Below are 20,553 nucleotides of genomic sequence, written 5' to 3'. Positions count from 1 at the left end.
TCCGCCATGCCGCACTGGCGGCTGCATTCCCGAGAATCATACAAGAAGTCGTGCGGCGGGATAAAATTGAAAAATTCCGGCTAGAAGTGCATTCGCGAAACACGCAATTAACAAATTCATAATCTGAAGAACCTGTTGAACAATGACCGTATTCCTTCCCTGCAATACGCGGTTCTTCAGTCCGGCGGGCTGTGGAGTAGCAATGTTCTTTTCATAACGATCTGGATTTTGGTGTTGTTGGGTTTTAACAAAAAGTAAAGAATATAATCCAGATTTAAAAGCAAACGAAAGAAAAAATAATTTGGGGTATGGCAGGATTGAAAGGAATGGAAAGCGGCGCATGTCGAAATACTACTACAAGAAATCCGGAGCACAACATTTACTTTTACCGCTTTCATACGAATTTGTCAGTAAACCATAACCTATAAATCAAACCCAGGTCCTATGTAGAGAAAATTTACTTTTCCCGGAAACATAACAAGCCCGTATCTATTGCCACCTGCAAATTGCAGGATGGCAGGCTATTTCTTTGTCCCCTTTCATATCCGTATTAGAATGAAAAAGCTAATTCTGTTCAGCATTCTTGCATTATTTGTGTCCCGTTCGTACGCCGATGACTACTATTGGGTAGGCGGCGCGGGCAGCTGGAGCGATCTCAACCACTGGGCCTCCACTTCAGGCGGCGCGGCCGACAAATCGATCGTTCCCGGCACCGGTGACGATGTGTATTTCGACGCGAATAGCGGCCTGGTCGCCAATTCTGTTGTGACCATGCCCACCACCGGCCATGCCTACTGCCGGAACATGTCGTGGGCGGGCGTTACTACCGCCGCCATGTTCAGGAATAATACCTCCTACCAGTTGCATGTGTATGGCAACCTGGAGCTTTCCGGCACGGTGCGTTATGCTATTATGGCCATCAACTTTACCGGCAGCGGCAATGCTACCTACCGCACGAACGGGGCCGTAAGGATTCCTACCGTTGGGCTTTACAACTCGTTTATCGTGAACAAGCCCGGAGGCTCGCTCACATTGCTGGACGGGATCGTTGCCGGCCTGGCGGTGCAGAACCTGGTGCTGACTGCCGGAACCCTGAACCTGTCGGGGCAGACCCACGAATTCGCCAACTTTACGGGGAATGGTGCTACTGTCAGGAGCCTGGACATCACCAATGCCACGATCATATTAACGCAGGGCTGGGATACCCAGGGCTCCAATATGACGCTCAGTGCTGCAGGTTCCTCCGTTACTTCGGATATGTTCCACTCCACGGGCCTTACGTTCTCGAAAGTGTTCCCGGGCAGGAACAACCCCGATATGAATATCAACGGCAACACCTTCGAGGAGCTGACGTTCACCAACGCGGCGGCAAATACAGGGACCCTGCGGATAGGATCGGACAATACGATCGGCCGCCTGGAATTTAAGGGAGGCGGGCGTCTTAGAGGCGGGGGCAACGTGATCGATGAGCTTATACTGGCGCCGGGGAAAGGTTACATTTTCCATGGTAATAACACGATCAATACTTTAATGCAGGCGAATACGCCGGACTGTGAGGCGCTGGGTGAACTGAGGGGCGCGGATGCTAATGCCATTCTCACCTTCGGGGCGGGTGCAACGGCCGATGTCAGGAACGTTCTGATCACCAGCCTCACCGCTGCGGGCAGCATCACTCCGATCACGGCGGTGGGTGTAGACGGCGGCGACAATACCGGCTGGAACATTCAGCCGCGGGCTGCCGGCAACGCCACCCTGTACTGGGTAGGCGGCGGCGGTGAATGGAACGACAAAGCCCATTGGAGCTTTACCACCGGCGGGCCGGGCGGCGCCTGCGTGCCGTTTATGACAGACGATGTGGTGTTCGACGCCAATAGCGGTTTTACCAGCGCAAGCAAGACAGTTAGTTTAACCAATACCAGCTGGTGTCATAATATGACCTGGACGAACGTGGCCAATTCACCCATTTTAGCGACGGGCGGATACCCGCTGGAAATTTGGGGCTCTGTGGTGTTAGACCCCACCCTCACCCTGCAAGCGGTACATACCACCTACGTAAGAGATGTGATAAGACTGAAAGGTACCGAAGCATCCACATTCACCTTCAATGGATGCAACCTGGGCAACCCTTTGTTCAATATCGAAAAAACCGGCACGGACGGCGGGATTACCATCACCGACGACATTGCATTCCCGGCCTGCAGCCTGAGAGTGGCCAGTGGGAAGTTCCTGCTGCCCGGACGTACAATAAACATTGCCGAAATCAGAAGCCAGACCAATACCGTACGTACGATAGATATCAGCAACGCCACCATCACCGTGAATGACTGGGCGATGGATGCAAGGAACTGCACTTCCGTGAACAATGGCGCCGGCTCGTTTGTCACTTCCAAGGCCCTCTTTTCCGCGAATGGCCTTGCTTACTCGAAAGTACATAGCGATGCCTTCCAGAACACGGTGAACATCTCCGGCGGCACCAACATCGGCGAACTGGTGTTCACCAATACCAATCCTAACACAAACGACCTCATTGCGCTGAACGGCAACAATACCATCGGCACGCTGGACATCCGCTGCGGCGGCGTACACGTTCGAGGCAATAATACGATCACCAACCTGCTACTGACTCCCGCGCGGACTTATTTTTTCCGGGGCACGCAGACCATCACCGGCCTTTTCCGCTTCAATAACCCTGATTGCAGCGGTCTCGGCGAATTGAGGGATTTCCAGGGCACGGGCGCAACACTTAACTTTGCGCCTTCTTCCACACGTGACTTTGACAATGTTTACCTGCAGAATATAACCGCCACGGGCAGCGGCGTTCCTATTTCAGTATCAGGCGCCGATGCTGGCGGCAATACCGGTTTTAACATCACACCCTCAGCAGGAGGCCCGCGCTACTGGGTAGGTGGTTCAGGCGACTGGAACGAATCCGCGCACTGGAGCACTACCAGCGGCGGCCCCGGCGGCGCCTGCGTGCCAACGGTCAGCAACGACGTATTCTTCGATGCCGGCAGCTTTACAACAGGCAGCAGCACCGTTACCATCTCGCAGGGCAACGCTTATTGCCGGAATATGGACTGGACGGGAGCCACAAATGCTCCAACGTTCACGAAAACAGAAACGCTTACACTGGAAATATGGGGGAACCTGGTAATGAACCCGGCTGTAACCTCCAATGCCAGGGTGACCTTTACAGGCCCCGCCAATACCACCCTGACCCCCAACAACGCCAGCCTGGGCACCTTTAGCATGGAAATCAACAAGCCCGCCGGCAGCACGCTTACATTCCTTGGAAATTACAACAATGCCAACTCGATAATGTTGCTGAAAAGCGGCGGCCTGAATCTGAGCGGCCGCACGATCGTGGCAAGTGTAATCACCGACGATGCTGCCAACAACCCTACGAGTCTTGATATCAGGAATGCGAACATTACCAGCAGGTGGCAATATATTTACAGCAACGGTACCCTGCAGGCATCCGGTTCTCATATAACGGCACCGGTTTTCAAAATCGTCGGCAATGTATACAACAAAGTTGACGTAACTACCGGCTCCTCACAGAATATTGGCATCAGGGACGCAACTATTGCGGATCTTCTGTTCAGCAATACCTCCACTGCATCCCAGGCTTACATAGCACTTGGCAATACCATCGGCCGCCTTGAATTTAAAGGAAAAGGACTTATCAACGGTACAGACAACACGATCGATACGCTGATATTTTCCCCCGGCAAAACGTATACTTTCCTGAGCGGCTCCAACACCACCATTACAAAAGAATGGTTCGGCAGCGGTACGCCCTGTAACCTGACGGAGATCACCAGGTCATCCACCGGCCCCTTTACCGTTACAAAAACAGCGGGAGAAGTGGAGTTTGACTACGTGCGGCTGCGCGGCGTTACCGCGGCGGGCATTACGCCGTTCAAAGCACTGGAACACAGTGAAGACCTCGGCGGCAATACGAACTGGGACATTGCGCCGTACAACGGTTCAACGCCCATCCTCGGCCTCGGGCCGGATATCACGCTTTGCGCGGATGAATTCCCCCATACACTGAACACGAACGGATTCTTCGCTTCGCCACTGGCATCGTTCTCCTGGAACGACGGCAGCACGGGGAAAACGCTGGCAGCCAGCGGGCCCGGTACCTACAGTGTAACGGTGAGTTACCCTGACGGTTGTACCCGTACGGACGATATCATTATCACCCGCAGCGATGTAGTGATCGATCCCATCACCGGCACCGGTAATGTCTGCGAAGGCAGCACCACTACCCTCGCCACCATCACGCCCGGCGGCACATGGAGCAGCAGCGATGCCGCCATTGCCTCCGTGAACGCCACAGGCGTAGTCACCGGCGTTGCTCCCGGCACGGCCACCATCACCTACACCCTGACTAACGGCGACGGCTGTACGGGCACCCAAACGCTCGCTGTAACGGTGAATGCGCTGCCGGTTGTACCTGCCATCACGGGTACGCTAGACCTGTTTGAAGGCGGCACCACTACCCTTTCCAATACCACGCCCGGCGGCACATGGTCCAGCAGCAACACTGCCGTAGCTACTGTAGATGCCGGTGGCATTGTAACCGGTGTAAGCGGCGGCACGGCGGACATCACCTATACGGTGACCAACGTAAACGGCTGTACGTCCGCCCAAACCGTTACCGTAACGGTAGATGGATTCTCCCCGGCCAAACGTGTGCTGTCAGTAACAAAAACGGCGGATGCCGCAGAACCGGCCACCAACGGCGGATTCTCCATCAGCCTGCCCGCAGGTGCTGTGGCCGTGGAAAATATTACCATCACTTACACCATCGGCGGTACCGCCACCGCGCCGGCCGATTATACGGCACTGAGCGGCACAGCGGTGATCGCAGCCGGTGAAAGCAGCGTAACGCTTCCGGTAACCGTGCAGAACGACGCATTGATCGAAAGCGCGGAAACCGTGATCGTGACTTTATCCGCCGGCACTTCCACTAATTATACGTACACGATCGACGGTGCTGCGGACAACGCCACCGCAGAGATCGCGGACGACGACGATACGCCCGCTAACCGCGTGGTGAGCGTAACAGCTCAACTGAACGCTTCGGAGCCCACCAATACCGGCACCTTTACTGTAGGTCTGCCCGGCAGTACGCTGGCACCTGAAGACATCACCGTGACCTTCACGCTCGGCGGCACGGCCACCAACGGGGTAGATTATGAAACCTTCCCCGTTTCCATCGTGATCCCTGCCGGTCAGAATAAAGTGGTGATCGACGTAACGGCCATCGACGACCAGATCATGGAAAAGACCGAGACCATTGAGCTGACGCTAACGGGCGCCAGTACGCCGGCCTCGGGCAGCTTTACGATAAGCACTACACAGGCTACGGCCGTGCTCAACCAGCAGGATAACGACTATGTCACCGCCAACAGGCTGCTTTCCGTAACAGGTAACGGCGACGCCAGCGAGCCTGGCACGAACAGCAGCTTCACCATCAGCCTGCCCGCGGGATATACTGCTTACCTGCCCATTACGGTAACCTATACGATCGCCGGTACGGCTACGAACGGCGTGGATTATAACGGGCCTTCCACCACTGCTGTCATACCCGCCGGTCAGCCCAGCGTCACCGTTCCGGTGAATGTTGACGATGACAATGCCATTGAGCCGGTGGAAACGGTGATACTGGATATCACGAACGGTGTTGCCAGTGAAGGCGGTACTGCCGTGTTTACATTGTCGCCTGATCCCGCGGCGGGGACTGCAACGGTGAACATCAACGACGATGAAAATACCGGCGCTAACCTGACGCTTTCCGTGAGCGCGCAAAACGCCGCGGAGCCCGCCACATCGGGTTCTTTCACCATCAGCCTGCCCACGGGCATCCTGGCGGCGGAAAACATTACGATTGCCTATACAATTGCAGGCACGGCAACTCCCGCGGCGGACTATACGGCGATAACCGGCTCCGTTATCATCCCTGCGGGTGAAAATGCAGTGGTAGTTCCGTTGAATGTAACAGACGACGATATTATAGAGAGCTCCGAAACAGTAATTTTCAACCTTTCGGGTGGCTCCTCGGCAAATTTCGCTTACACCGTCAGCCCCACCGCCGGCAGCGCAACCGCCAGCATTGCGGACGATGATGCTATGACCGGCAGCAGGATCGTATTGCTTACAAAGGTTTCAGATGCTATTGAAGGCGGCACCAACGGGAAATACAGGATTTCCTTCCCACCGGGCGTTGCCAGTTCGGAAGACGTAACGATAGAATTTACTTTAAGTGGTACCGCCAAGGAAACTCCGCCTGAAAACGATTATGATCTGACAGGACTCATCGGGGGCAACATCGTGATACCCGCAGGTGACAACTTTGTGATCATTGATGTGGATGCCTCTAACGATGGCATCATCGAAGGGCCGGAAAGTGTAATTCTCACCCTCGATGGCGCATCATCCGCTTCACACCCTTACACTATAGATCCATCCGGCAACGGCGCCACAGTAACCATCATCGATGCCAATGCCGCCAGCACTACGCCTTTGCAGGTGACAGGCGGAGCGGATGCCGAAGAACCGTCCGCCAATGGTTCATTTACCCTCCAGCTGGCCGCCGGATCTACTTCCGCATGGCCGGTTACCGTGGGGTACATGCTTAGCGGCACCGCCGTGTCCGGAGAGGATTACCAGAGCTTCGGCACGATCGTCATTCCGGCGAGTACAAACAGTATCGTTGTCAACCTGAACGTCATCGATGATCAGATCATTGAACCGGATGAAACAATGACCTTTACCCTGCTTTCCGGAAGTGCCACAGACGGCAGCAATGCCTATATTTTCCCGCCGGACCCGGTTTTTAGCAACATCACGGTAAACATTGCCGATAATGACGCCACCTCCGCCAACCAGGTGCTGACAGTGGCCCCTGCAGCGGATGGCGCCGAGCCGGGCACCAATGGCGCATTTACTGTCAGCCTGCCGGACGGCTACACTTCCGCCTCCGTCATAACGCTCTCCTATAACATGAGCGGCACGGCCACCCTGGCCACGGATTACCAGGTACCCATCTTCGAGCTGCCTGCCTTCAAAAACAGTGTGACCATCCCTGTCAGTGTACTGAACGACCTGATCATCGAAGGAACGGAAACGGCCACCTACAATCTCACAGGGGGGACGGACGGCAACGCTTTCCCTTACTCCGCTGACCCGGCCGGGGACGAGGCCACTGTTAACATCGCGGACGACGACGATATACCGGCCAACCGCGTGCTGAGTATTTCCACGCATCTCAATTCCAGTGAGCCGGGAACGGACGGTGCAGTGAAGATCAAATTGCCGGCCGGTGTTACCGCGGCGCACGACATTACCGTCAGCTATACCGTAAGCGGCGGTACTGCCACAGACGGCCTGGATTACGATGCATTCACCGGCACGGCGGTTATTCCTGCCGGGTTCAACGAAGTAGAGGTACCGGTAACGATAAAAGATGACGACATCATCGAACAAACAGAAACCATCGAACTTACCATCACCGGCGGCACAGGCGGGCCCGCCAATACAACGCCCTACACCCCTGCCGCCGGCAGCGAAACAGCTTCCGTATTGATACTGGACGACGACGATGTGCCAGCTAACCGCACACTGAGCATAACAGCCGGCGCCGATGTAACGGAAGGCTCCGCCGCTCCGGCTGAGTTTACGATCAGCCTGCCCGGGACCGCTATCGCCAGTTCGGAAGACATCAACGTGTCTTACACGGTAAGCGGCACGGCCACCGCCGGCGACGACTATGCCGCCCTCTCCGGCACCGTGGTGATCCCCGCCGGCCAGCATAGCACAACCGTCAGCGCGGCTGTACTCAATGACCAGTTGCTGGAACCCACGGAAACAGTGATGCTCACGCTTGCGGGCGGCAGCTCCGCCAGCTTTACCTTTACCGGTACGGCCAGCGCAACCGTCAACATTCTCGACGACGAGAACACACCGGCCAACCTCGCGCTGACGATCACTAAAACAACCGATGCGGCGGAACCCGTTACAAACGGCAACTTCCGCATCAAGCTGCCCGGCAGCATCCTTACTTCGGAAGACGTAACGGTAACTTACTCCGCCGGCGGCACCGCTACCCCGGGTGCTGATTACGCAGCGCTCACAGGCTCCGTGATCATTCCCGCCGGTCAGAACGGCGTGGACCTGCCGGTAACCGTAATGGACGATCCGCAGATCGAAACATCAGAAACGGTGACCGTGACGCTTTCCGGCGGAACAAGCACCAGCTTTACTTTCACCGGTACCGGCAACGCCACCGCGAACATCACCGATGATGACAGCGGCATCCCGGCCAACAGGGTGCTTACGATCGCCAAAGGTGCGGACGGCGAGGAACCGGGCACTAACGGCAGCTTCACCATCAGCCTGCCTTTGGGCATCCTTGCGCCGGAAGATATAACGGTGACTTATACGGTTGACGGCACGGCCACTGCAGGCGATGATTATATTGCGCTCAGCGGCAGTGTTGTGATCCCCGCGGGGCAGAACAGTGTAAGCGTTCCTGTTACCGTCAGCGATGATCAGCTGATAGAAGTAACAGAAACCGTACGCGCTACGCTCACCGGCGGCACGAGCGCCAACTTTACTTTCACCGGAACCGGCAATGCCACGGTGAATATTGCGGACGATGAAAGCGCCCTGCCGGCCAACCTCACACTGAACATCACGAAAAATGCGGATGGTGCGGAAGCTGGCGCCAATGGCAGCTTTACCATCAGCCTGGCTCCCTCGGTCTTTGCTTCGGAAGACGTGACGGTAAACTACACCGTGAGCGGCACGGCCGCAGCTGGCGATGACTACACGGCCCTTACCGGCACCGTGGTGATCCCGCAGGGACAGAACAGTATATCCGTTCCGGTTACCGTTGCGGATGATGATATCATAGAAACGACCGAAACCGTAGTAGCTACCCTCACCGGCGGCAGCAGCACAAACTTTACTTTCACCGGCACCGCCGCCGCTACGGTGAATATTGCGGATAACGACAACACGCCGGCCAACCTTACGCTGAGCATCACCAAGCTGAACGATGCCTCCGAGCCGGGCTCAGCGGGCCGCGTGAATATTGCCCTGCCTACGGACGTTACCGCCGCGGAAGACATCACCGTTAACTACACCGTTGCAGGCAGCGCGACCGCTGACGCGGATTATGCGGCACTGACAGGCTCAGCCGTGATCACTGCGGGTCAAAACAGCGTAATGGTGCCGGTTTCCGTAATAGACGACCAGGTGATAGAGCCGCTGGAAACAGTAGCGCTCACGCTCACCGGCGGCAACAGTACCAACTTTACCTTCACCGGCGCCGGCAATGTAACGGTAGACATATCGGACGATGATAATACGCCGGCCAACCTGGTGTTGAACATTACCAGCACTACGCCCGCAGCCGAGCCAGGCACACCGGGCAGCTTTACGATCGCTCTCCCGGATGGCATCACCGCTACAGAGAACATTACGGTTACTTATGCAATAAGCGGTACCGCCGCGGCCGGCGACGACTACAGCCTGCTTCCCGGCCTGGTTGTTATCCCCGCGGGTGATAACAGCGTGGACGTACCGGTATCCGTCCAGGACGACGACCTTATCGAAGGCACGGAAACCGTTACACTGGAAATCACAGACGGTTCCAGTACCAGCCTCAACCTCGATCCGGGCCCGGATAAAACGGCGTCCATCGATATCACGGATGATGATGTTGATTCGTCCAAACTGGTATTGAACATCACTAAAAACGCAGACGGCGCGGAACCCGGCACCAACGGCAGCTTCACCATCAGCCTGCCCTCCGGCGTTCAGTCCGTAGAAGACATAACGGTAACCTACACCGTAAGCGGCACGGCTGCCGCGGGATATGACTACACCGCCCTCACCGGCACCGTAGTGCTCCCCGCAGGACAAAGCAGCGTGGACGTACTGGTAACCGTTGCGGACGACGACCTCATCGAAACAACAGAAACGGTAATAGCTACCCTTACCGGCGGCAGCAGCGCGAACTTCACGCTCACCGCCACCGGCAGCGCAACGGTTAACATTACCGACGATGAAAGCACCGTACCTGCCAATCTCGGTCTGATCATCACCAAAGGCGGCGATGCGGCGGAACCAGGCACTAACGGCAGCTTCCTGATCAGCCTGCCCGGCAACCTGATCACCACCGAAAACATCACCGTGAACTACACCATCGGCGGCACGGCTACGGCAGGAGACGACTACACCGCGCTTACCGGCACCGCAACGATTGCGGCGGGAGAACATAGTGTAACCGTACCTGTTACTGTAACGGACGACCAGGTGATAGAGCCGCTGGAAACCGTTGTCATGACGCTCAACGGCGGTACCAGCACCAGCTTCACTTTCACCGGCACGGGCGACGCAACGGTGAATATCGCGGACAACGAAAGCACCCTGCCCGCCAATCTCGATCTGAAAGTCACCAAAGGCAGCGATGCCGCGGAGCCTGGCACGAACGGCAGCTTTACCGTCAGCCTGCCGGATGATATCACCGTATCCGAAGACATCACCGTCAATTATACCATTGGCGGTACGGCTTCCGGAGCAGACTATACGGCGCTGAGCGGCACGGTAGTGATCCCGGCCGGAGAGCCTGGCGTAAGCATACCGGTGACCGTTATTGATGACGACATCATTGAAGGCGCCGAAACAGTGATCGTTACACTCACCGGAGGTACCAGCACCAACTTCGCCTTCACCTCCACCAGTAACGCCACCGTGGAAATTGCGGACGATGACAATATCCCCGCGAACATGGAACTTACGATCAGTAAAACTGGCGATGCGGCAGAGCCCGCCACCAACGGCGGCTTCAGCATATCGCTGCCGCAGGACATCACGGCCGCCCACCCTGTTACCGTAACCTACACCGTATCAGGCACGGCCACGGCAGGCACGGATTACACAGCACTCACAGGCACCGCCATCATTCCGGCAGGCGACCGCAGTGTAGCCGTTCCCGTAACCGTAACGGATGATGACGTGATAGAAGGTGATGAAACCGTGATCGTGACGCTAACAGGCGGCACCAGCACCGGCGGCGCCTTTACGGGCAACGGCAGCGCAACGGCTACCATCGCGGACAATGATAACAACGACCTCCGTCTTGAAATAACGGCCAGCCGCGCGAATGCAGCCGAACCCACTACAAACGGAGAATTCACCATCAGCATCGCGGAAGGCAAACGTACATCCGAGCCCGTTACCATCCAGTACACGGTCAGCGGATCGGCTACGCCGGACGCGGATTACGAGGCTATCGCCGGGGCCATTACGATCCCCGCGGGCGAAAACAGCGTAACCGTTCCGGTACAGGTGCTGGACGACATCTTTGTGGAAGATCCGGAAACCGTGTCCCTCACCATTACCGGCGGGCAATCCACCCGCTTCACCTGGGCCATCGGCGCGGCCAGTCAGGCTACCGTTACCATCACCAGTGAAGATGTTGCGGTCGGCGACCTGATGATCACCAAAGAGATCGTGCAGCCGGTAACCGGGCCTTACCGCCTGGGCCAGGAGATCACTTACCGCATCACGGTGAGAAACGTTGGAAACGGCCTCGCCAGCGGCGTAGCCGTGAAAGACACCCTTCCGGTACAGCTTGCGCTGCCCACCAGCACCAACGCGGGAAGAGGACAGGTAGATGTTGCCACCGCCAATAAACTGGTACTCTGGACTATCGGCGACATGCTGCCGGGAGATGCCGTGCAGCTGGAAATACGTTGCCGGATCACCGAAGGCGGCGAGCTGGTGGCCGAAGCGGATGTTACCAGCGGTTCGGCGGATCCGGATCTGACCAATAACAAGGCGGAAATGAGATTGCAGATAGAAGGTCAGGACCTCAGCTTCCCGAACGTATTCACGCCGAACGGCGACGGTAAGAACGAAAGGTTCGTGATCGGCGGGCTGGAAAAATATCCCGGCTCGAAGCTACAGGTGTTCAACCGCTGGGGCGGCCAGGTATACCGGTCGAACGATTACCGCAACGACTGGAATGGTTCGGACCTCACGGAAAGCACCTACTACTACATACTGGAAGTGAGAAAACCGGATGGCGTGAAGATTTATAAAGGATGGGTATTTATCACCCGATAGACCTAAAATATCATCTGCTGATCTTAAAAGTAAAAAGATGAAAAAAATACTCAGGGCAGGGATCATGATCTTGCTCCTCGTTTCAGGAAGCCGCGCAATGGCGCAGCAGAATATACAGTTCAGCCAGTACGTTTTCAACGGGCTCAGTGTGAACCCTGCTTATGCGGGTTATAAGGAAGACCTTTACCTGAATGCGACGTACCGGCATCAGTGGGCGGGCTTCCCCGGCGCGCCAAAGACCGGCAGCGTATCGATAGACGGTGTGACGCCCGCCAGCGGGAACAAAGTGGGGCTCGGGCTTCAGATGATGTTCGACAAGCTGGGGCCGCAGGAAGCATTGTCATTCTACGCTTCCTACTCCTACCGCATTCCGCTGGACGCAGAAAATACCCGCCGCCTTTGCATTGGCATCGGCGGTGGGGTTTCCCAATACTCCGTTGATGGCACGATGCTGCAGTATACCGATAACGACGACGTGGCCATCCCCACCGGGAAACAAAGCACCTGGGTGCCTGATGCGCGCTTCGGCATTTACTATTACACATCGCGCTTTTACGCCGGCGTTTCCGTGATGGACCTGTTCTCCCTTTATTCAGACGCCACGCGCTACAGCTGGAAAGGAAACAACTACGCCACGATCCGTAAAACGCAGCACATGTATCTCACCACCGGCGCCATGTTCACGCTGAATGAAAACCTGCAGCTGAAACCCTCCATCCTTATCAAGGAAGATTTTAAAGGTCCGACTAACGTGGACCTGAACGCCTTCCTGCTGATCGGTGAAAGGCTGTGGGTAGGCGGCTCCTACCGCACCGGCGTGAACCTGTGGAAGAAGACCGCCCTGCAGCGCGACCTGGAAGAGCAGAATGCCGCCAGCGCCATGGTGGAGTTTTTCGCTACGCCGAAGCTGCGCATCGGTTATGCCTACGATTTGAACGTGAACAAGCTGGCCGGCTACCAGGGCGGCTCTCATGAGATATCCCTCGGCATCCTGTTCCCGTCCAAAAAATTCTCCTTACAAAACCCACGCTATTTTTAAACACATACATTCAACAGTATGATACAACGCAGTTTATCTATTGCCTTATTGACGATGCTTGGCGGCAGCCTGTTTGCACAGGAGCAGAAAAGCGTGCTGAAACTGGCTGAAGAAGCATATGCAAGGGAAGAATACGCGGTAGCCGGCGCGCTCTACAAACGGCAGGCCCGCAGCAAAGGGGATAAAACGCCGGTGACGCTGCTGATGAAAATGGCCCGCAGTTTCCAGGAAACAGGCAACTTCCGGGAAGCCGCCGGCGTCTACCAGCAGATCGTCACGCGGCCGGACCATCCCGCTTCCGCTTATTTCGCCTATGGTGAAGCGCTGCGGCAGCTGGAACAATACGATTCCGCCAGGCAGCAATACAACCTGTTCAACACTGCTCATGCAGACAGCCTGCAGCTGAAAGCAATCGCGCTTCAAAGCTGCGACAGCGCCGCGCTGTGGCTGCAAGCTCCCGCTTCCCTGCAGATGAACCCGGTAAAGGAACTGAATACCCGCAGTTCGGACATTGTTACCGGTATGAACGGCGGAGAACTGCTGCTGATGTCCAGCGGCTATCACCGGCTGCTGAGGGAAGGAAACGGAGAAAAAGACCTCCGTACACAGCAACCCTACTATAACGCCTACGCCTACCGGCAAAACAAACAGGGAAACCCCACGATGTTCCTCGAAGAACTGGCCCCTGCCCTGCTCGGCCAATACGATTACCACATCGGGCCGGTTTGCATGAGCAGTCACCAGGATACGCTGTATGCTACCATCAACATACAAGGCAAAGATGTGCCATTCACCGGCAAAGGCCCTGTGAACGGAGTGCGCCAGCTACAGATATTTCAGTCGGTGAAAAAAGACGGTAAATGGACCGAACCGGTATTGCTGCCCGGCATCAACGTGGCGCACCATTCATCCAGCCACGCCGTACTGAATGCCGCCGGCAATATCCTGTATTTTGTATCCAACCGCCCCGGCGGCGCTGGACAGACAGATATCTGGTATTGTGAAAAGCAGGCTGACGGCAGCTGGGGTACACCCGTGAATTGTGGCGGCAAGATCAACACCGTTGCCGCTGAATCATTCCCGACAATGAATGAAGACGACGTGCTCTACTTCTCCAGCAAAGGCCATCCCGGCCTCGGGGGGTATGATATCTTCCGCGTTAAAGGAGAAAAGAGCAGCTGGGAAACACCCATGAATATGAAAGCGCCCTTCAACTCCGGTGCGGACGATATCAGTTTTGTGCTGAACAACAACGGGCCGGAAGGTTACTTTGCTTCCAACAGGGACGGCGGCATGGGCAGCGATGACATCTATCGTTTCGTTGACATAGACCTCTTTAACAGGCTGAACGGCATCCAATCTCCGGAAGTGACCGATCACAGCGTGCGGCCGCCGGCAAACGGCGAAAATCATCACGCGCCGGGCGTTGCTACTCATCAGCCAGGCACACCGAGGCAGCTCACCGCCGAAGAGGAAGCAGATAAACAAAACCTGGAACAGCTGAAATTCCTGTACGATTACAACAGCGCCCGCCTGCTGGCGGAATCACGGCAGATACTCGACAAAGCGGCGGAAGTGATGAAACGCCGGCAAGACTGGAAGATCATTATCTCGTCTTATGCGGACAACCGCGGCACGGACCAGTACAACACCTATCTGTCCGCCCTGCGCTGCCTGTCCGTGATCGATTACCTCGCCGGAAAAGACATCGATCCGAAACGGCTGTATTATGCCAACAAAGGCGAAACGGAACCGGTGAACGGGTGTAAGGACGGGGTTCCGTGTGATGAAGATGAATACCGGCAGAACAGGCGTTCGGAGTTGAAAGTGGTGTGGTAAATGGATGAAGCGACGTCAAAATAAAGAAACCCGCGTAAGCCTTAATTTACGCGGGTTTCTTGTTTAAAGATAACGATCATCCACTTACCCTGATTGCGTTCTTTCATAGGTATTTAAATTGATGATGAAGGTAATGATTTGCAGCGTAACAAAACAAGAGCATTTCCGGCTGCGCGATCCCCCCATTTGCAACCGCCGCCGTATGGAAGAAATATTTTTCCCTGAAAAAAGAAGATATACCCTATATTTGAACATCGTTTCACAACTCGACCCTTGCGAAGTCCTAATGTTTTCCCGGTTGCCCAGTAACCTTTTGAAAATTATTGTCAAATTCCCGGCAAAGGCGCTTATGCTTTGTCTGTAACAGTCTTCCAGGATGTCTTTAACTGAAATAATTAAAGCAAAACAATCATTATCCTAAAATATTGTTTAATCCTAAACCAGTGTAATCTATGGAACCTTACCTCGCGCTAATTTGCATTTTCGGTGGAAATTTCGCTATCAGAGGCTGGGCTTTCTGCCAGGGGCAGATCATGTCCATTGCCCAGAACACAGCTTTGTTCTCCCTGCTCGGTACTACCTATGGCGGTAACGGTCAAACTACTTTCGGATTGCCGGACCTCAGGGGCCGTGCACCTATTGGCATGGGTCAGGGCCCCGGTCTTCCCAACTACGTGCTCGGCCAGATGGCCGGAACAACAAGCACCACGCTGCTGATCCCCAACATGCCCGCGCATACCCATATCGCGGATTCCAGCGGGCTTGCCGCCGTACCATCCGCCAGTACTGCCAATGGCACTACCAACATTCCGGCGATAGACCTGGTGCCCGCCCAGGTGCCCCCTGCGGGCAGCGGTCCCAGCGCCATAACAATGAACGCTTACGGGAAACAGGATAACACTACCACGCTGGCACCTGGTAAGGTAACCGGTTCAGTTGTTATCGGCATGACCGGCGGCACCCAGCCGTTCAGCATCCAGAACCCGTACCTGGCAATGAATTACCTGATCGCCACGGAAGGCATTTTCCCTTCCAGAAGCTGATCATATAACGTATCGCACGAACCACCAAGATCTGCATTTCATGATCACTCCCATTACCGTTGGCTTTCTGAGCCCTTATTCCGGCATTTATCCATACTATGCCCAGCACCTCTTCACAGGATGGCTGCTGGGCATGGGACTTGATCCTGCGCGGCAAAATACCGTGCGGTTTGTGCAGGAATATACGGAAATGGGTAGCATGAAGGCTTCGGAAGCTGCAGCCCGCAAGCTGCTCTTTTTTAACCGTGTAGACATCCTGTCCGGCCTCATCAGCTACAAAGCTATGCCGGGTATGATACCACTTATTGAAAAAGAGCGGCGGCCGGCATTCTTTTTTGATATGGGAGAATACGTGCCGCATTTCCCCTATCTCAGTCCAGACGTATTTTACGCCTCTCACCAATTGTGGCAATCCCAGTACGCACTTGGCCGCTGGGCGGAAAGAACCTTTGGCGGCGGCGGCCATATGATCATGCCGGTGTACGAAGCGGGTTATCACTTCAACAGCACCTTCCGGCAGGGCGCTATTTCCGTTGGCGGACAGGAATTAAAGCTCACCGTACTTCCTTTTGACGAAAGCGATCCTTACAAAATGGAACTGGACAGCTTTTTTGCATCCCTTGCAAAAGAGCATCCCCCGTATGTGCACGCCATCTTCTGCGGCAGCATGGGCCGGCTCTTCTTCCAAAAATGGATCGCCAGCGGTTTTCATAAGAAAATCCCGCTGCTTGTACACGAAACAATGGCATATGATGATATCCTGGACGATATCAGGCATATCAACCTCGAAATATATACATCCCGGTTGTGGATGCGGGAAGACGAGAACAAGATCAACCGCACCTTTGTTCAGCAATTTGAGCAACTGGCGCAGCAACCCGCCAATATCTATGCATTGATGGGATATGAGGCCGGTCTGATTTGGAAAGAGCTATTACCACATGCGCAGAAAAAAGACTGGGATGCGGTGAAGCAGCAACTGCGTACCGGCATCATCAGCGGCCCTTGCGGGGAAAAGAATTTCTACCCCGCTTCCGGTTTTGCATTACCGGCACCCAACATTATTAAGATAACTACTACCAATAATCAAATACATAAGATCATTCTTGACCAGGGACAAGGCATGCGCTTCGATGCGAAGGAATTGGAGGAGATACACAACGGCAGCGTGTCAGGATGGCAAAATCCTTTTCTCTGTATTTAACAAAATTCTATGCAGCATATTTTTACCCGGTACACCAGGCTACTATTATTGCTTACATTCGCTTCCCTGCTGGGTGGCGCGGGCGCCAGGGCGCAATATACCATGACAACGATGGAGACCGGCGGATATTATTCCGCGGTGGCCTGCGATATTGATGATAATGTTTACGTGGTACGTTACAACGGTACTAGTTGCGAAATAGCCAAATATACCAACGGTACAGGCACGCCTACCGTCATCTATAGCGGGCTGGCCTTCGGGCCGGGCAGGCTGCCCTGGGGCCTTGCTGTAAATGCCGCCGGCGTGGTGTTCGTGACCAACCCCAACCCGTCCAACAATTGGGAGATCATCAAACTAACCCCTGGAGCAGGTGGTACTTATACGCCCCAGATGATACAAAGCGGTGCATGGTTTTCAGCGCTTGGCATGCAGTCTGACAATACCCTGATGACGATAGAATATGTTTTTGCACCGGACAGGCACCGCCTGAGGAGCTGGCCTGAAGGCCAGGAAGATCAGTCTGGCACCTGGCTGACGCTTCCCATAACAGTTCACCCCGGCGCCACATCGACCTGGCCCTGGGGAGTAGCTATAGATGGGGCAAATAACTATTATGTTCTCGACCTTCATGAGAACAATGACGGCCAGATCATACGCATGAACGCAGCTGGCGGCTATGCCACCTCTACTGTTGTGGCCTCCGGAGGGTTTTACAGCGCAATTGCCATTGATGGCGACGGCAACTTCTATACGACGGAATACAATGGTACTGATTACCGCGTAGTGAAACGCGCGGATATAACACAACCGGCAGGCGATGTGCTGCTGAGCGGCATGAGTATAGACGGGTTGGCTGTACCCTGGGGGCTGGCTGTTAACAGCAAGGGAGAGGTATTTATTGGTGACGGCAGCTCTCCTACCGGCGGCCGCCTGGTTAAACTCAGCCCACCGGGAATTTCCGTTCAGAGCGTGACAAGGGCTGATGCAAATCCTACCAACGCAACCGGGGTAGATTACACAGTTACTTTCAGCAGTGCCGTCAGCAACGTTACCCCTGCCGCTTTCTCCCTTACCGCCACCGGTACCGTCAGCGGCGCCAGCGTTGCCAGCGTAGCCGGAAGCGGCGCCTCCTATACCGTCACCGTTAATACGGGTACCGGCGACGGTACACTGCGGCTGAATGTAACGGGTAGTGGTATCAGCAGTATAATAACCAATGCTCCGTTTACTAACGGTGAAACTTATACGATTGACAAAACGGCTCCCACCGGCACCTTGTCCATTAATGGCGGCGCAGCCGCTACCAACGATCCCGACGTAACGCTTACTATTACCGCGGATGGTACCGCACCCGCCTATACCACCAGCTTTTCGAATGACAACGTTACCTGGAGCGCCTACACGCCGCTGGCCGCCAGCACCCCGTGGACGCTCGCTGCCGGAGACGGGACCAAAACCGTGTACATGCGGTTAAGGGATGCTGCGGGAAATATAACACCGCTGCAAGACCAGGTAACACTGGATGCAACCGCGCCAAACACTACCATCGTAACAAGCCCGCCCGTCCTCACCAACAGTGCGAACGCTACTTTCACCTTCACATCCAGCGAAACGCCCGCTATCTTTCAAGCTCAACTGGACGGTGGCGCCTTTACGCCGGCAACTACCCCGCTTACGTTCACAGGTATGGCCGAAGGCCCGCATACCTTCACCGTAAGGGCTGTAGACGCTGCCGGCAACATAGATGCTGCACCCGCCAGCTTTAACTGGACGATAGACCTTACCGCACCGGCCGTCAGCACCGTGAGCGTGCCGGCCAACGGATACTATAACCAGGGAACTACGCTTACCTTTTCCGTGCAGTTTGGTGAAGATGTAGTTGTGACCGGAACGCCCTACGTGGAACTGATACTTGGCAGCGCTACCGTACAGGCGGCGCACACGGCCGGAAGCGGAACAGATACGCATACATTCTCTTACACCGTACAGGCGGGAGATACGGATATGGACGGTATTGCGCTGGGCAGCAATATTATGCTGAACGGCGGTACCATGCGGGACCTGGCGGGCAACGATGCGCAGCCCGCATTGCAGAACGTAGCGTCCACCAACAGTGTGTTTGTGAACACATCATCCCCCTCCGTTACATTATCCACCACCGCTTCCTCGCCCGTGAACCAGCCGTTCCCGGTCACTATTATTTTCAGCGAAGCGGTAACAGGTTTGACGCTGGGGGACTTCTCCATCGCAAATGCCACCCTGAGCAGTCTGTCTACAACAGACAACATTACTTACACAATTACGGTAACCCCGTCTGCTGATGGCGCCATCACCCTGTCATTGCCTGCCGACGCGGCGCAAAATATCGGGAACAACGGCAACGCTGCCTCCAATACGCTCAACCTTACATATGATCAAACCGCGCCTGCCATCACTACGGTAAATGTACCGGCCAATAAGACTTATGTAAGCAGCGAGGTGTTAACATTTACCGTCAACTACAACGAGGCGGTAACAGTAGCGGGCGGTACACCATCACTGCCCATCACTATCGGGAGTACAACTGTACAGGCGTTGTACACGGGAGGGTCAGGCTCCACTGCGCTTACCTTCGCTTACACTATACAAAATGGTGAACAGGATGCCAACGGTGTAGCCGTTGGCGCGCAGCTTCAGGCGGCCGGAGCCACCCTGCGCGATGCGGCTGGCAACGACGCCTCCCTTACACTCGCGGGCATACAGCCAACCTCCGGTGTATTGGTAGATGCCACTGCCCCTGTAGTGAACTCGGTGACCGTCCCCGCCAACGGCTACTATAAAGCCAATGACGTGCTGACCTTTGAAGTTGTTTACAGTGAAAATGTGATAGTGACAGGCCCCCCTTACATCGAAGTTACTATTGGCGCCGTGACCCGGCAGGCAACTTACACCAGCGGTTCTACGGGCAATGAGCTGACGTTCAGCTATACAGTGCAAAATGGTGATCTGGACATGGACGGCATTGCGTTAGGCGGAAATGTAGAGCTGGCCGGCGGTACTGTGCAGGATGCAGTGGGCAACAACGCACTGCCCGCATTGAATAACCCTGGCAACACCAGCGGCGTATTCGTCAATACTACTGCCCCTACCGTTGTGCTTTCCGGCACACCGTCAACCAACGCACCGTTCACACTGACAGTTACGTTCAGTGAAGCGGTAACAGGTTTTGCATTAACGGATTTCACCGCTACCAATGCTACCCTGAGCAATCTGCAAACTTCTGATAATATCTCCTACACGGT

The 20,553-nt window shown here is 55.3% G+C and carries 6 protein-coding genes; all 6 read left to right on the top strand.

What is annotated here, in order from left to right; genetic code table 11:
• Window positions 1-555 precede the first annotated feature (555 nt).
• Entirely contained in the window at window positions 556-12,147 is an 11,592-nt protein-coding gene (locus CCY01nite_RS16430; RefSeq protein ID WP_186831095.1) for a Calx-beta domain-containing protein, read from the top strand.
• A gap of 37 nt (window positions 12,148-12,184) precedes the next feature.
• Complete coding sequence (locus tag CCY01nite_RS16425; RefSeq protein WP_146864122.1) at window positions 12,185-13,186, top strand: PorP/SprF family type IX secretion system membrane protein; 1,002 nt, start codon at window positions 12,185-12,187, stop codon at window positions 13,184-13,186.
• A gap of 18 nt (window positions 13,187-13,204) precedes the next feature.
• Window positions 13,205-15,025, top strand: coding sequence for an OmpA family protein (locus CCY01nite_RS16420; protein ID WP_146864119.1), 1,821 nt, complete (start codon window positions 13,205-13,207; stop codon window positions 15,023-15,025).
• Window positions 15,026-15,477: 452 nt separating this feature from the next.
• Window positions 15,478-16,068 (top strand): phage tail protein, encoded by a 591-nt coding sequence (locus tag CCY01nite_RS16415; protein WP_146864117.1) that lies wholly within the window; start codon window positions 15,478-15,480, stop codon window positions 16,066-16,068.
• 40 nt (window positions 16,069-16,108) lie between these two features.
• The gene (locus CCY01nite_RS16410) at window positions 16,109-17,272 is read left to right on the top strand and encodes an ABC transporter substrate-binding protein (RefSeq protein ID WP_146864114.1); all 1,164 of its coding nucleotides are present in this window, start codon (window positions 16,109-16,111) and stop codon (window positions 17,270-17,272) included.
• Window positions 17,273-17,281: 9 nt separating this feature from the next.
• A partial coding sequence (locus tag CCY01nite_RS16405) for an Ig-like domain-containing protein (protein ID WP_146864111.1) occupies window positions 17,282-20,553 on the top strand: 3,272 nt, incomplete at its 3' end.

The organism is Chitinophaga cymbidii (assembly GCF_007992715.1).
Classification (GTDB): domain Bacteria; phylum Bacteroidota; class Bacteroidia; order Chitinophagales; family Chitinophagaceae; genus Chitinophaga; species Chitinophaga cymbidii.
This window is presented reverse-complemented; position numbering and strand designations above follow the sequence as displayed.